Below are 13,328 nucleotides of genomic sequence, written 5' to 3'. Positions count from 1 at the left end.
ATTTTTGGCTCAGTTCAAGCCCGATTCAGGCAGTGCCGGCGCGAGTGCGCAAGCAACGACCGTGATCGTCTGCACCTCATGCCGAGGCGCGGATGGCACTGACGCGCGCCCTCGCCCCGGCGAGAATCTGGCGGCTGCCGTGAAGGCGCTCGCGCCCGCAGGCGTCGCCGTCCATGGCGTCGAATGTCTCGGCAACTGCAAGCGCCGCCTGAGCGCCGCCGTGGTGTCGCCCGACAGCTGGACCTATGTGTTCGGCGAGCTTTCCGAAGACAGCGCCGCCGACCTGATCCTGGGCGCCGAACTTCTGCGTGACGCAGCTGACGGCGTCATGCCCTGGCGCGGGCGCCCCGACAGCCTCAAGCGCGGGCTCGTCGCCCGCATCCCGCCTCTCACCAAACCGGAACAAGCATGAGCCAGCAAGCCACCGTTTCCCGCGTCCCCTGCACCGTTGTCACCGGCTTCCTCGGTGCCGGCAAGACCACGCTCATCCGCAACATTCTGGAGAATGCCGGTGGCCGCAGGCTGGCCGTGATCGTCAACGAGTTCGGCGATGTCGGCATCGACGGCGACATCCTGAAGGGCTGCGGCGTCGAGGCCTGTCCCGAGGAGAACGTCGTGGAACTGGCCAATGGCTGCATCTGCTGCACGGTCGCCGACGATTTTGTGCCCGCGCTGGACCAGATCCTGTCGCGCGAGCCCAAGGTCGAGCACATCCTGATCGAGACTTCGGGCCTCGCTCTGCCCAAGCCCCTCGTGCAGGCCTTCGCCTGGCCCGCGATCAAGGGCCGCGTGACGGTGGATGGCGTGGTGGCCGTGGTGGACGGCCCCGCCCTCGCCGAAGGCCAGGTCGCCTCCGACATGGACGCCCTCGCCGCCCAGCGTGCGGCGGACGATTCGCTCGATCATGACGATCCGGTGGAAGAAGTCTTCGAGGATCAGGTCGCCTGCGCCGATCTCGTGATCCTGTCCAAAAGCGATCTGCTCGACGACGACGCCAAGGCTCGCGCCACCGCACAGGTCTCCGAGCATCTCGGCGAGGCAGTGAAGATCGTGCCCGTGTCGCATGGCAAGGTCGATCCCGCCGTGCTTCTCGGTCTCGGCATCGGCACAGAGAACGACATCGAAAACCGCAAGACGCATCACGACGACGAACTTGATCATGAGCATGACGACTTCGACAGCTTCGTGGTCGAACTGCCCGCGGTCGCGAACCCCGACGAGCTCGCTGCCCGCGTGGCACAGGCGGCGCGCGAGGCGGATGTGCTGCGCATGAAAGGCTTCGTGGCCGTCGAGGGCAAGCCGATGCGGCTCCTGGTGCAGGCGGTCGGCCCGCGCGTGACGCATGCTTATGACCGCGCCTGGAATGCGGGCGAGGAGAAGCGCACGCGTCTGGTCGCAATCGGTCTCAAGGGCCTCGACCGCGCCAAGGTCGAAAGCATCCTGCAGGGCGAAAAAGCCCAAGCCGCCTGATGCACATCCTCGCCACCAGCTCCGCCTCGCTCGATGACGTCATCGAGCCTGTCGATCTCGGCCAAGACCCGGCCGAGCTGGTGGCGCTGTCGTTTTCGCCGAGCGATCTGGCGGGACTGAACCGCGCGTGGACGGTTGGGGGAAATCTACCGACCTTGCGTCTCGCCGCCTTGGGTGATCTTCGCCACCCGATGTCGGTCGATCTCTGGATCGACCGGGTGGCCGCCCACGCCAAGGTCATCCTCGTGCGCATTCTCGGCGGCTACGACTGGTGGCGCTATGGCTGCGACCGGCTGGGGCAACTGGCGCGGGCGAAGAACATCAAGCTCGTGCTGCTGCCCGGTGAATGCCGCGACGAGGACAGCGCGCTCGACCGGCTTTCGACGCTGCCGGTGGAAGAGCTGCGCGCAATCATCGCCTACTTCCGCGAAGGCGGGCCTGAGAACATGGCGGCTCTGCTCGACCGCCTCGCAGACCATGCGGGTTATGAGCGCGTCGTGGACGCTGCGACGCCGCTGCCCCGCATGGGTTTCTATGACCCCGAACGCGGCGCCGTGACGCTCGAAGACTTCAAAGCGAACATCGAGCCCGACGCGACGACGGTCCCGATCCTCTTCTACCGCTCGATGCTTCTCGCCAGCGATGCCGCGCCCATCGATGCGCTTTGCGAAAGCCTCGCTGCTCATGGCCTGACGCCCGTTCCGCTTTACGTTTCGAGCCTGAAGGACGAGGCCGTTTGCCGCTTCGTGGAAGACGCCTGCGCGCTGCTGAAGCCCGCGCTCGTCATCACGACCACGGCCTTTGCGAGCGGTGGTGAAGGTCAGGGCCTGTTCGACCGCCTCGGCGCGCCTGTCTTGCAGGCGGTCGTCGCGACCACACGCCGCGAGGCATGGCAGAACAATGCACGAGGGCTCGCGCCTGCCGACCTCGCCATGCATGTGGTGCTGCCCGAGATCGACGGTCGCCTGCTGGCCGGGGCCTTGAGCTTCAAGAACGCGAGCGAGACCGACCCGCGGCTGGGCTTCGCGGGTGCCGTCAACCGGCCCGAACCCGACCGCATCGAAGCCGTCGCTGATCGTGCCGCGAAAATCGTGAGGCTCCAGCGCCTCGCCCCCGCCGAGCGCCGTGTGACGATCCTGCTCCCCGACTATCCTGGTTCCGCTGGTCGCACCGGCTACGCCGTCGGGCTCGACGTCTTCGCCAGCGCGCTCGCCATCCTCGAAGACTTGAAGGCTGCAGGCTATCGCGTTGAAGGGATTCCGGAATCATCCCGCGCCCTGCTTGAATCTCTCGTGGAAGTTGAAGCGCTTGATGGCGAGACCTACGGCGCCTGGCTCGCCACCCTGCCCGAGGAAGCCCGCACCAAGGTCGAGACTGCGTGGGGCACGCCGAGCACTGAGCGCTTCTCCTTCCGCCATGCACGCTTCGGCAATGTCACGGTCGCCCTTGCGCCGGATCGCGGCCGTTCCGCCGACCGCCGTGCCGATTACCACGACCCCAGCCTGCCACCGCGCCACGAGCTGATGGCCTTCGGCCTTTGGCTGCAACGAAACAGCGACGCGCTGGTCCATCTCGGCGCCCATGGCACGCTCGAATGGCTGCCGGGCAAGACCGTGGCGCTGTCGGGCGCCTGCTTCCCCGAACTGGTCACGGGGCATCTGCCAGTCGTCTATCCGTTCATCGTGTCGAACCCCGGTGAAGCCGCACAAGCGAAGCGGCGCATCGCGGCCGTCACGCTCGGCCACCTGCCCCCGCCGCTGGTGGAAGCCGGGCACGACCCCGCCCGCGCCGAGCTCGAGCGGCTGGTCGATGAATACGCACAGGCAGACGGCCTCGACCGCCGGCGCCGCGACCGGCTGGCGAGCCTGATCGTGGCGAAGGCCGGCGAGACCGGCCTCGCGCGCGAAGCGGGCGTCAGTGCGGCCGACGATCCCGACGCAGCACTCGTCCGGATCGATGCCTGGCTCTGCGACCTGAAGGACATGGCGATCAAGGACGGTCTTCATGTTTTCGGCCGCGCCGCGCCGGATGAAACCGACGCGCTCCGCACCCAAAGTGCCGCGATGGAACGTGACGCGCTTCTTGCGGCTCTTTCCGGCCGGCACGTCACCGCCGGCCCTTCCGGCGCGCCGATGCGCGGGCGCACCGACGTGCTGCCGACAGGCCGCAACCTTTACACCAGCGATCCGCGCCATTTGCCGACGCCCACCGCCTGGGAATTGGGCAAGCTCGCGGGCGAGGAAGTCCTGCGCCGGTATCTTCAAGACAATGGCGACTGGCCGCGCGGCGTGGTGATCGACCTTTGGGGCAGCGCGAGCTTGCGCACCGGCGGCGAAGAGATCGCGCAAGGCTTGCACCTGATGGGCTGCCGCCCGCAATGGGACCTCGCCACCGGCCGCGTGTCCGGCGTCGAGGTCGTGCCGCCGGCGGCTCTCGGCCGGCCGCGCATCGATGTCTCGTGGCGCATTTCGGGCCTGTTCCGTGACATGTTCCCGACCCAGATCGCGCTTCTCGACGCCGCAGCCCGCGCGATTGCCGCGCGCGACGAGGCCGAGGGCGACAACCCGCTGGCCGAGGCCGCGCGCGCTGCAAGCCAAGTCCCGCCGCGCATCTTCGGCTCGGCCCCCGGCACCTATGGCGCGGGCGTCGAGGACCTCCTGTCGAGCGGCGAATGGGACGAGCGCGACGCGATCGGCCAAGCCTTTCTCGAAGCGACCTCGCACAGCTACGGCGGTGCCTACGGCGATGGCACGGCCAATCCCGGCGCATTCGGCCGCGCGCTCGAAAGCAGCGATCTCTTGATCCACACCGGCGACGATCCCGGTCGCGACATCCTCGAAGGCTCGGCGGATGTCGCCTTCATCGGCGGCTTTTCGGCAGCCATGAAGGCGCTCGGGCGCAAGGCCGACGTGATCGCACTCGACACCACCGATCCGCGCCGCCCCCGCGCCCGCTCGCTGAGCGAAGCCGTTTCCCGCACCGTTCACGCTCGCGCGCTGTCGTCGCGCTTCGTGGAAGGCCAGATGCGGCATGGGCCGCGGGGGGCCGCCGAGTTCGCCGAAACCGTGGATCGCCTCGTCGGCTTTGCCGAAACCACCGACGCCGTCTCGCCCACATTGATCGAAGCCTTGCACGACCGCTATCTCGGCGACGCAAAGGTGCGGGCCTTCCTGCTCGATCAGAACCCCGAAGCCGCCGCTGCCATCGCCGCCCGCTTCCGTGACGCCATCCGGCGCGGGCTCTGGCACCCATTGCGCAACTCGACCGACCACGACCTCGAAACGCTCATCCTCGAAGCACGCGGCGCGGTACCGGCGGAGGCCGCGGAGTGACGGGAGCGCGCCGCAACGCCTGCCCCACTTTGTCCGCGCCCATGCGGACCGGCGACGGCCTGCTCGCGCGTCTGCAACCCGAAAATGGCGCCTACACGCCCGCTCAGATGATGGGCCTCGCTCAAGCCGCCGCTCGCCATGGCAACGGCATTCTCGAAATCACCGCGCGTGGCAGCCTTCAGATCAGGGGCCTGACGGAAACTTCCGCCGAAGCGCTTGCAACGGAAGTGGACGCGCTGGCACTCGTTCCAAGAACCGGCGTGCCTGTCGAAACCAATCCGCTGGCCGGTCTCGACCCGCAAGAGCTCGCCGATCCACGCTCTCTGGTCGAATCACTCCGAACCGCGACACGTGAGCGCGACCTGGCATCGCAGCTTGGACCGAAGGTTGCCGTCGTCGTCGATGGAGGGGGGCGCATCGGCTTGGGCGCGTTGTTGGGGGATCTGCGATTCGCGGCCGTTTCCTCCGGCTGGCAGGTCTCGGTAGGCGGCACGGCCGAGACCGACACGGTGATTACTATACTGCCGGAAGCCGATGCCCTTGAGTTGGGGCTGGGTATTCTCGAAGCTATCGCCGCACGTGGTCGCGATGCGCGCGGGCGTGATCTCGTTCGCGACGGCGCTCTGTCTGAAGAGAGCGGCAAGGCCCGGCAAATATCGCAGAACCTGCATCCGGCGATCGGCCGCTTTACGTTGAAGTCCGGCACCATCGCGCTGGGCCTTTCACCGATGCTCGGCGAGATCCATGCGGACACTCTCCTTCGCTTTACGCAGGAAGCCAAAGCGCTCGGCGTTGCCGAACTGCGCCCTGCACCGGGCTATGCGATGCTCGCGCTGCCGCTCGACATGACCTCGGCCGACGCCCTTGCGCTTTTCGCGGCTCGCCTTGGTCTCATCACCGATCCCCACGATCCGCGCCTTCGCGTCTCGGCCTGCGCCGGCGCGCCCGCCTGTGCCTCGGGCCATCTCGCCACGCGCCCCCTTGCGCGCGAAATCGCACACGCGCTCGCTTGCGGAACGGCGGAGGTCCACGTATCGGGCTGCGAGAAACGTTGCGCGGAGCCCCACGCTGCCGTGCGTGCGGTGGGGACGGCGAAGGGCGTTTCGGTCAATGGCGGGGCGCCTGTCGCAAAGACCCAAGCGCTCGCCGCAATCGAACTTGCGCTGCACCGCAACTCCCACGACAACGCGGCGTGAAGAGGATCCATGTCGGCATTCGATTACATTCATGACGGGCAGGCGATCTATCGCAAGTCCTTCAGCATCATCCGCGAGGAAGCCGACCTTTCGCGCTTCGGCCCCGACGAGGCAGAAGTGGCGATCCGCATGATCCACGCCTGCGGACAGGTCGAGGCCGCAGCCCATTTCGAGTTCTCCGAAGGCTTCGCACAAGCCGCGCGTCAGGCGCTCGAAGCCGGCGCACCGATCCTGTGCGACGCGGAGATGGTGGCCCACGGCGTGACCCATGCCCGCCTGCCCGCAAAGAACGAAGTGGTCTGCACGCTGCACGACCCGCGAACGCGTGAACGGGCCGAAGCCATCGGCAATACCCGCTCGGCCGCCGCCCTTGAGCTTTGGGGCGAGCGCATGGAAGGCGCCTTGGTCGCCATCGGCAACGCGCCCACCGCCCTGTTCCACCTTCTCGACATGCTGCGCGCCGGCGCGCCTCGCCCAGCTGCCATCATCGGCATGCCGGTGGGCTTCGTGGGTGCCGCCGAATCCAAGGATGCCTTGATCGCCGAGGGCAACGGCATTCCCTTTGCCACCGTGCGCGGCCGGATGGGCGGCAGCGCCATGACGGCCGCCGCCATCAACGCGGTCGCAAGGAGCGGGCTGTGAGCGGCAGGCTTTATGGCGTTGGCACCGGCCCCGGCGATCCCGACCTGATGACGGTGAAGGCGGTGCGGGCGCTGGAAAGCGCGGAGGTGGTCGCTTTCTTCGCCAAACAGGGCAATCCCGGCAACGCTCACCGCACGGCCTTTCGCCACTTTCGCACCGATGCGGTCGAACTGCCGCTGCTCTACCCAGTGACGACCGAAATCGAAAAGGATCACGACGACTACAAGGGCGCGATCCAGGGTTTCTACGAGCGCTCGGCGGAAAGCGTGGCAGCGCATCTTGAAGCAGGCCGCACAGTAGCCGTGCTGAGCGAAGGCGACCCGCTGTTCTACGGCTCCTACATGCATCTGCATGTGCGCCTTGCCCACCGTTTCCCGACCGAGGTGATCCCCGGCGTCACCGCCATGTCCGGCTGCTGGTCGCAGACCGGCCTGCCCATCACGCAGGGCGACGACGTGCTGACGGTTCTGCCCGGCACCATGGAGGAAGCCAAGCTCGCCAGGAAGCTCGGCGAAACGGAAGCGGCGGTGATCATGAAGGTGGGCCGCAACCTGCCCAAGATCCGGCGTGCGCTCGCAGCCTCCGGCCTTCTGTCACGCGCGGTTTATGTGGAGCGCGGCACCATGGCGAACACCTGCTCCATGCCGCTCAGCGAAAAAGCGGACGACACCGCGCCCTATTTCTCGCTGGTGCTGGTGCCCGGATGGGAAGCCCGCCCGTGAGCGGAAAGGTTCTGGTCATCGGGCTCGGGCCCGGCAGCGACGCGCAGGTGACGCCTGAAGCACTGGCGGCCGCCGGCGAGGCCAGCGATTTCCTCGGCTACAAGCCTTACATCGACCGTTTGTCGCTGCGCCCCGACCAGACGGCCCACGCCTCCGACAATCGCGAGGAACTGGCTCGCGCACGCCATGCGCTGGAATTGGCGGCGGAAGGCAAGACCGTCGCGGTGGTTTCGGGCGGCGATCCGGGCGTCTTCGCGATGGCGGCGGCAGTCTGCGAAGCCATCGAGCATGGGCCGGCCGCGTGGCGCGAACTGGAATTGCGCGTCGTGCCGGGCGTCACTGCCATGCTCGCGGTCGCCGCCCGCATTGGCGCGCCGCTCGGCCATGATTTCTGCGCCATTTCACTGTCCGATAACCTGAAGCCCTGGGAGCTGATCGAGCGCCGTTTGCGGCTCGCCGCGCAGGCTGGTTTCGTGATGGCCTTCTACAACCCGATCAGCCGCGCCCGTACCTGGCAGCTCGGCCGCGCCTTCGAGATATTGCGTGAAGAACTGCCGGCCTCCGTTCCGGTCGTCTTCGGCCGCGCCGCGGGCAGAGCCGACGAGCGCATGGCGGTAACCCCGCTGGGTGAAGCAAGAGCGGAACAGGCCGACATGGCGACCTGCGTGATCGTCGGCTCGCCCGAAACGCGCATTATCGAGCGTCCGGGCTTGGACGCCCTCGTTTATTCGCCCCGATTCGCGAGGCCGAGCGCATGATCGAGCAGCTGCACCGCCGTCGCGACGCTGCCCGCCGCCGCTCCATGGCTTGGCGGGCGGCGCACCATGAAAACGGGCAGCTTGAGCGCACGCGCGGCCGCGATCTTCGGATAGCTCGCAGCACCGCCGCTGTTCTTGCAGAGGATGGCAGAGATGCGGTGGCGCTGGAGAAGCGCAATCTCGGCGGCCTCATCGAAGGGGCCTCGGTCGAGAACGTATTCGACTTCGGCCAGATCGAGCGGCGGCTCGACGGGATCGACGCTGCGCACGAGATAAAAGTGCTGCGGTGCGGTTTCCAAGGGCCCAAGCTCCTGCCGACCGAGCGCGGCGAGAACACGGCGCGGCGTGGCACCGAGCAGCGCAACGGCCTCTTCCACGCTGCCGGCATCGATCCAGTGATCACCATCCTCGGACACCCATTCGGGACGTCGAAGCGAAATCAACGGCACGCCCGTAGACTCAGAAGCCACGGCCGCATTGGCGGAAATCCGCGCCGCGAAGGGATGCGTGGCATCGATCAGCACGTCGATGCTTTCCGTCCGCAGATATGCCGCCAGTCCCTCCGCGCCGCCGAAGCCGCCGACGCGCACCGGTACGGGCTGCGCGACCGGCGCGCGGGTGCGGCCGGCGAGCGACAGCGTGACGCTCAGATCGTTGCGTTCGGCCAGGATCGCGCCGAGTTCGCGCGCTTCGGTCGTGCCGCCGAGCAGAAGAATGCGTTTGGTTCGAGAGGCCATCATGCCTCTTAGTGAGACCGCACCGGCGCCTTCAACCGGAAAATGGCTGAGCGTGATCGGCATCGGCGAGGATGGGGTCGCGGGTCTCGGCGAGCGCGCAAAGCGTTTGATCGCCGAAGCCGGGACGGTGTTCGGTGGCGAGCGCCATCTCGAACTCGCCCACACCCTTACCAAAGGTGAGGTCGTGTCTTGGCCGAAACCCTTCGACGCGGGCATGGCGCTGGTGCGCGAACGGCGCGGGCGAAAGACCTGCGTGCTGGCTTCCGGTGATCCGTTCTGCCACGGCGTCGGCGTCACGCTGGCGCGGCATGTGCCGATCGAAGAGATGGACGTTATCCCCGCCCCCTCCGCTTTCAGCCTCGCTGCATCGCGGCTCGGCTGGGCATTGCACGACACGGAAACCATCTCGGTTCACGGCAAGCCGGTCAGTCTCTTGCGCCCCCATCTGCACCCCAATGCGCGCCTGCTGGTCCTCACCTCGGACGAGAACGGACCTGCGCAAGTGGCTCGCCTTCTTGGGCAAACTGGTTTTGCCCAGTCACGAGTCACCGTACTCGAAGCGCTCGGCGGCGAACGGGAGAAGATCACGCATCACATCGCGGAAAGCCTTGCTGGCTCCTTCGATGCGCTCAACCTCTTGGCCATCGAAGTGCTGGGCAAAGGCTCACCACTACCTTTCGCACCCGGCCTGCCGGATGATGCGTTCGCGCACGATCACCAGATCACCAAGCGTTCCATCCGCGCGCTGACGCTTTCCGCGCTTGCTCCCCGCCGTGGGGAGTTGCTGTGGGACGTCGGCGCGGGCTCGGGCTCGATCGGCATCGAATGGATGCTCTGCCACCCTTCGCTGAATACGATTGCAATCGAACCCCGCGCTGACCGAGCAGCCAATATCCGGCTCAATGCCGACACGCTCGGCGCGCCCGGCCTCAAACTGGTCGAAGGCCGCGCTCCCGACGCGCTTGCCGGGCTGCCGACGCCGGATGCCATCTTCATCGGTGGCGGCGGCAGCGAGAGCGGGGTGATGGAAGCTGCGATCGTGGCGCTCCGCTCAGGCGGCAGGCTTGTGGCCAATGCGGTGACGCTCGAAATGGAGGCGGTTCTCCTGCGCGAACACGCCACACGCGGCGGCGAGCTTCAGCGTATCCAGCTGGCGCGCGCCGAAGGCGTCGGCACCATGACAGGCTGGCGGCCCGCCATGCCGGTGACGCAATGGTCGTGGGTGAAGCCATGATCGTCGCGGGCATCGGCTGCAAGGGTGGCGCGAGCACGGATGCCGTGCTCGGTGCCATCTCCGCGGCCCTGAATTCGTATGCCGTGAACGCCGCGCAACTCGACGCGCTCGCAACCTCAAAGCGCAAGGCCGCGGAGCCGGGCATTCGGGGCGCAGCGCATACGCTTGCACTGGCCGTTCATGCGCTGGACGATGACGCCCTGCGTGCCACCCAGCACCTGACGCTGACCCATTCCTCATTCTCGATGGCCGTGGCCGGCGTCTCCTCTCTCTCCGAAGCCGCTGCCCTCGCCGCGTCCGGTCCCGGCAGTCGCCTGCTCGGGCCGCGCATCGCACGCAACGGTGTCACTTGTGCGCTGGCCACCGATGGGGTGATCCCATGACCGTACACTTCATCGGCGCCGGACCGGGTGCCGCCGACCTCATCACGCTACGCGGTCGCGACCTGATCGCAGCTTCACCCGTCTGCCTCTACGCTGGTTCGATCATTCCCGAAGCGCTTCTCAGGCATTGCCCGGCTGATGCGCGGATCGTGAACACGGCGCCCCTCTCGCTGGACGAGATCGAAGCCGAGTTCGTTCGCGCGCACGAAGCGGGAGAGGACATCGCCCGGCTGCATTCGGGCGACCTGTCGGTCTGGAGCGCGATGGGTGAGCAGTTGCGGCGGCTCGACCGGCTCGGCATTCCCTGGACGATCACGCCGGGCGTGCCATCCTTCGCCGCGGCAGCCGCAGCGCTGGGCCGTGAATTGACCGTGCCCACAGTGGCGCAAAGTCTCGTGCTGACACGTGTCTCTGGCCGCGCGTCGCCGATGCCGAACAAGGAAACGCTGGCGAATTTCGGCGCAACCGGCGCGACGCTCGCCATTCACCTCGCCATCCATGCCGTCGCCGAGGTCGTGCGCGAGCTGACGCCGCTTTACGGCACGGACTGCCCCGTTGCGGTCGTGGCTCATGCCACATGGCCTGAGGAGCGCGTCATCCGCGCCACGCTCGAAACGATAGAGGCGGCACTTGCCGCCGAACCCATCGAGCGCACCGCGATCATCTTCGTGGGCCACGGGCTGGCGGCGGAAGACTTTCAGGAAAGCTCACTCTACGACGCCTATTATCAGCGGCGCTTTCGGGGACGCGGCGCATGAGCCTCGCCGATGCCCTCGCCCGCCTGGCGCCCACTTTCCCGCCTTTCGAGCCCGGCCATGTGTGGCTGGCGGGTGCCGGGCCCGGGCGGTCGGGCAGCCTCACCCTCGACGTGGTGGCCGCGCTGAGTGAAGCCGACCACGTCGTTTATGACGCGCTGGTCGATCCGGCGGTGCTGCGCGCCGCCGGCCGTGCCGAGCTGCACCATATGGGCAAACGCGGCGGGCAGACTTCGGCGGCGCAGAGCGACATCACCGCGACACTGATCCGCCTCGCGCGAACCGGCGGCCGCGTGCTGCGCTTGAAGGGCGGCGATCCCTTCATCTTCGGGCGCGGCGGCGAAGAAGTCCTGGCACTCGCCGAGGCCGGCATTCCTTTCCGCGTGCTGCCCGGCGTGACGGCGGCACTGGGCGCCATGGCCAGCGCCCTCATCCCCACCACCATGCGCGGCTTCAACAAGGCGGTGATCCTCGCCACCGGCCATGCGGCCGACGAAGCCGACGATCTCGATTGGGCGGCACTCGCCCGAACCGGCCAGCCGGTCATCATCTATATGGGTCTCAAGAACTTGGGCGCGATCGTGCATCATTTGCGCGAAGGGGGTTTGAACGGCGACACGCCCGCCGGCATCATCATGTCGGGTGGCACCGATGCCGAACGGGTGCTGACCGCGACGCTCGACACGCTCGCGATGCATGCGAAAGCCGAAGGCTTCGCTTCGCCAGCCCTGATCATCGTCGGCTCGATCGTCTCGCTGCGCGACCAGCTTCTGGGAACGCCGAGATGACCGCGCGCGGCATCATCGTCGGCGCACCACGCTCGGGTTCGGGCAAGACCAGCGTCACCATCGGCATCCTGCGCGCGCTGAAGCGGCGCGGGGTGCGCGTCGCGGGCGCGAAATCGGGGCCGGACTACATCGACCCCGGTTTTCATCAGGCGGCAACCGGGCGACCCGGCGTTAATCTCGATTCCTGGGCGATGAGCCCGGCTCTGCTCGGCAGCCTTGCGGCAGGCGCGACCGAGGATGCCGAGATCGTCGTGATCGAAAGCGCCATGGGACTGTTCGATGGCATTCGCTCGGATGAAGGCCGGACGGGTGCCGCGGCCGACCTCGCGCGTCGCTTCGGCCTGCCGGTGCTCCTGGTGCTCGATGTCTCGGGGCAGAGCCGCACGGCCGCAGCTGTTGCTTTGGGTTTCCGCGCCTACGACCCGCAAGTCGAGATCGGCGGCGTGGTGCTCAACCGCGTCGGCAGCGAGCGACACCGGACGCAGTGCGCGGAGCCCATCGAAGCGCTCGGCTTGCCGGTGTTGGGTTCCATTCAGCGCGACCCGACCATGAGCCTGCCCGAACGCCATCTCGGCCTCGTGCAGGCGAGCGAGCACGATAATCTCGAAGCCTTCATCGAGCGCATGGCGGATGTGATGGAAGCCTCGCTCGATCTCGACCGCATCATGGAGCTGGCCAAGCCACTCGCTGGCGTGAGCGACGGCACGCTCGCCCTCTCCCCACCAGGCCAGCGCGTCGCGCTGGCGCAGGATGCAGCGTTCACCTTCGTTTATCCACACCTCGCGCGGCAATGGCGCGAGGCGGGTGCGGAACTGATCCCGTTTTCGCCGCTCGCCGACCAGGGGCCTGATCCGTCTTGCGACTGCTGCTGGTTGCCCGGCGGCTATCCCGAGCTTCACGCCGGTGCGCTTTCGGCGGCTCATGAGTTTCGAGCCACAACTGCTCGCTTCGCCGCAACCAGGCCCGTCCATGGCGAGTGCGGTGGCTTCATGGTTCTCGGGCAGCTGATCGAGGATGCCGATGGCATTGCCCATCCGATGCTCGGCCTGCTCGGCCACGCGACGAGCTATGCCAAGCGCAAGATGAACCTCGGCTACCGACAGGCGCGGCTCTTGGCCGACAGTCCGATCGGTCGTGCGGGCGAGACCGTGCGCGGGCATGAGTTTCACTATGCCAGCGTGACGGATCGCGGCGCGGACGACCCGCTGGCCGAGATCGCGGATGGCATAGGCCAACCGATTGGTCTGTCCGGCGCGCGACGGGGGCATGTGTCGGGCACCTTCTTCCATGCCATCGCCAAGGCGTGACGCG

13 protein-coding genes are annotated in these 13,328 nt (G+C 67.5%); 12 read left to right on the top strand and 1 reads right to left on the bottom strand.

Annotated elements, in window-relative coordinates; translation table 11 throughout:
• Positions 1–4 precede the first annotated feature (4 nt).
• The 7 genes from NGM99_RS08350 to NGM99_RS08320 are packed head-to-tail and all read left to right on the top strand — an operon-like array spanning position 5 to position 8,120.
• A complete protein-coding gene (locus tag NGM99_RS08350) occupies positions 5–412 on the top strand; it encodes a DUF1636 family protein (protein ID WP_252817938.1) in 408 nt (135 codons plus the stop codon).
• A complete protein-coding gene (gene cobW / locus NGM99_RS08345) occupies positions 409–1,470 on the top strand; it encodes a cobalamin biosynthesis protein CobW (protein ID WP_252817936.1) in 1,062 nt (353 codons plus the stop codon). The genes NGM99_RS08350 and cobW overlap by 4 nt, the downstream gene beginning before the upstream one ends.
• Positions 1,470–4,802, top strand: a complete 3,333-nt coding sequence (gene cobN / locus NGM99_RS08340; protein ID WP_252817934.1) for a cobaltochelatase subunit CobN — start codon at positions 1,470–1,472, stop codon at positions 4,800–4,802. Before cobW ends, cobN begins: the two co-directional genes overlap by 1 nt.
• On the top strand, positions 4,799–5,998 hold the full coding sequence (gene cobG / locus NGM99_RS08335) for a precorrin-3B synthase (protein WP_252817933.1): 1,200 nt from the start codon (positions 4,799–4,801) through the stop codon (positions 5,996–5,998). The genes cobN and cobG overlap by 4 nt, the downstream gene beginning before the upstream one ends.
• A 9-nt stretch (positions 5,999–6,007) precedes the next feature.
• Positions 6,008–6,640: a precorrin-8X methylmutase gene (locus NGM99_RS08330; protein ID WP_252817931.1), complete on the top strand. Its 633-nt coding sequence runs from the start codon at positions 6,008–6,010 to the stop codon at positions 6,638–6,640.
• The gene (locus NGM99_RS08325) at positions 6,637–7,362 is read left to right on the top strand and encodes a precorrin-2 C(20)-methyltransferase (RefSeq protein WP_353937392.1); all 726 of its coding nucleotides are present in this window, start codon (positions 6,637–6,639) and stop codon (positions 7,360–7,362) included. The genes NGM99_RS08330 and NGM99_RS08325 overlap by 4 nt, the downstream gene beginning before the upstream one ends.
• Positions 7,344–8,120 (top strand): precorrin-3B C(17)-methyltransferase, encoded by a 777-nt coding sequence (locus NGM99_RS08320; RefSeq protein WP_289852404.1) that lies wholly within the window; start codon positions 7,344–7,346, stop codon positions 8,118–8,120. Before NGM99_RS08325 ends, NGM99_RS08320 begins: the two co-directional genes overlap by 19 nt.
• On the opposite strand, the gene NGM99_RS08315 is transcribed toward NGM99_RS08320, so the two are convergent.
• Positions 8,087–8,857: a cobalt-precorrin-6A reductase gene (locus NGM99_RS08315; RefSeq protein WP_252817928.1), complete on the bottom strand. Its 771-nt coding sequence runs from the start codon at positions 8,855–8,857 to the stop codon at positions 8,087–8,089. The genes NGM99_RS08320 and NGM99_RS08315 overlap by 34 nt on opposite strands.
• A 1-nt stretch (position 8,858) precedes the next feature.
• On the opposite strand from NGM99_RS08315, the gene cbiE reads away from it, so the two are divergent.
• Genes cbiE through NGM99_RS08290 form a run of 5 tightly spaced genes read left to right on the top strand, consistent with a single transcriptional unit; the run spans position 8,859 to position 13,324 of the window.
• Positions 8,859–10,091, top strand: coding sequence for a precorrin-6y C5,15-methyltransferase (decarboxylating) subunit CbiE (gene cbiE / locus NGM99_RS08310; protein ID WP_252817926.1), 1,233 nt, complete (start codon positions 8,859–8,861; stop codon positions 10,089–10,091).
• Positions 10,070–10,474 carry a cobalamin biosynthesis protein gene (locus NGM99_RS08305; RefSeq protein WP_252817925.1) on the top strand — a complete coding sequence of 135 codons (405 nt, stop codon included), beginning with the start codon at positions 10,070–10,072 and terminating at the stop codon, positions 10,472–10,474. Before cbiE ends, NGM99_RS08305 begins: the two co-directional genes overlap by 22 nt.
• Positions 10,471–11,232 carry a precorrin-4 C(11)-methyltransferase gene (gene cobM, locus NGM99_RS08300; protein ID WP_252817924.1) on the top strand — a complete coding sequence of 254 codons (762 nt, stop codon included), beginning with the start codon at positions 10,471–10,473 and terminating at the stop codon, positions 11,230–11,232. The genes NGM99_RS08305 and cobM overlap by 4 nt, the downstream gene beginning before the upstream one ends.
• The gene (gene cobA / locus NGM99_RS08295) at positions 11,229–12,017 is read left to right on the top strand and encodes a uroporphyrinogen-III C-methyltransferase (protein WP_252817922.1); all 789 of its coding nucleotides are present in this window, start codon (positions 11,229–11,231) and stop codon (positions 12,015–12,017) included. Before cobM ends, cobA begins: the two co-directional genes overlap by 4 nt.
• Entirely contained in the window at positions 12,014–13,324 is a 1,311-nt protein-coding gene (locus NGM99_RS08290) for a cobyrinic acid a,c-diamide synthase CobB (protein WP_252817920.1), read from the top strand. The genes cobA and NGM99_RS08290 overlap by 4 nt, the downstream gene beginning before the upstream one ends.
• The last annotated feature ends 4 nt before the right edge of the window (positions 13,325–13,328 follow it).

Source organism: Mesorhizobium liriopis, assembly GCF_024053505.1.
Classification (GTDB): Bacteria; Pseudomonadota; Alphaproteobacteria; order Rhizobiales; family Rhizobiaceae; genus Mesorhizobium_B; species Mesorhizobium_B liriopis.
This window is presented reverse-complemented; position numbering and strand designations above follow the sequence as displayed.

What these genes read in the sequence shown, in the direction of transcription:
- cobW (WP_252817936.1), top strand. Translation starts at nt 409, where the DNA reads ATGAGCCAGCAAGCCACCGTTTCCCGCGTCCCCTGCACCGTTGTCACC.
- cobN (WP_252817934.1), top strand. Translation starts at nt 1,470, where the DNA reads ATGCACATCCTCGCCACCAGCTCCGCCTCGCTCGATGACGTCATCGAG.
- NGM99_RS08330 (WP_252817931.1), top strand. Translation starts at nt 6,008, where the DNA reads ATGTCGGCATTCGATTACATTCATGACGGGCAGGCGATCTATCGCAAG.
- NGM99_RS08320 (WP_289852404.1), top strand. Translation starts at nt 7,344, where the DNA reads ATGGGAAGCCCGCCCGTGAGCGGAAAGGTTCTGGTCATCGGGCTCGGG.
- NGM99_RS08315 (WP_252817928.1), bottom strand. Translation starts at nt 8,857, where the DNA reads ATGGCCTCTCGAACCAAACGCATTCTTCTGCTCGGCGGCACGACCGAA.
- cbiE (WP_252817926.1), top strand. Translation starts at nt 8,859, where the DNA reads ATGCCTCTTAGTGAGACCGCACCGGCGCCTTCAACCGGAAAATGGCTG.
- NGM99_RS08305 (WP_252817925.1), top strand. Translation starts at nt 10,070, where the DNA reads ATGGTCGTGGGTGAAGCCATGATCGTCGCGGGCATCGGCTGCAAGGGT.
- cobM (WP_252817924.1), top strand. Translation starts at nt 10,471, where the DNA reads ATGACCGTACACTTCATCGGCGCCGGACCGGGTGCCGCCGACCTCATC.
- cobA (WP_252817922.1), top strand. Translation starts at nt 11,229, where the DNA reads ATGAGCCTCGCCGATGCCCTCGCCCGCCTGGCGCCCACTTTCCCGCCT.
- NGM99_RS08290 (WP_252817920.1), top strand. Translation starts at nt 12,014, where the DNA reads ATGACCGCGCGCGGCATCATCGTCGGCGCACCACGCTCGGGTTCGGGC.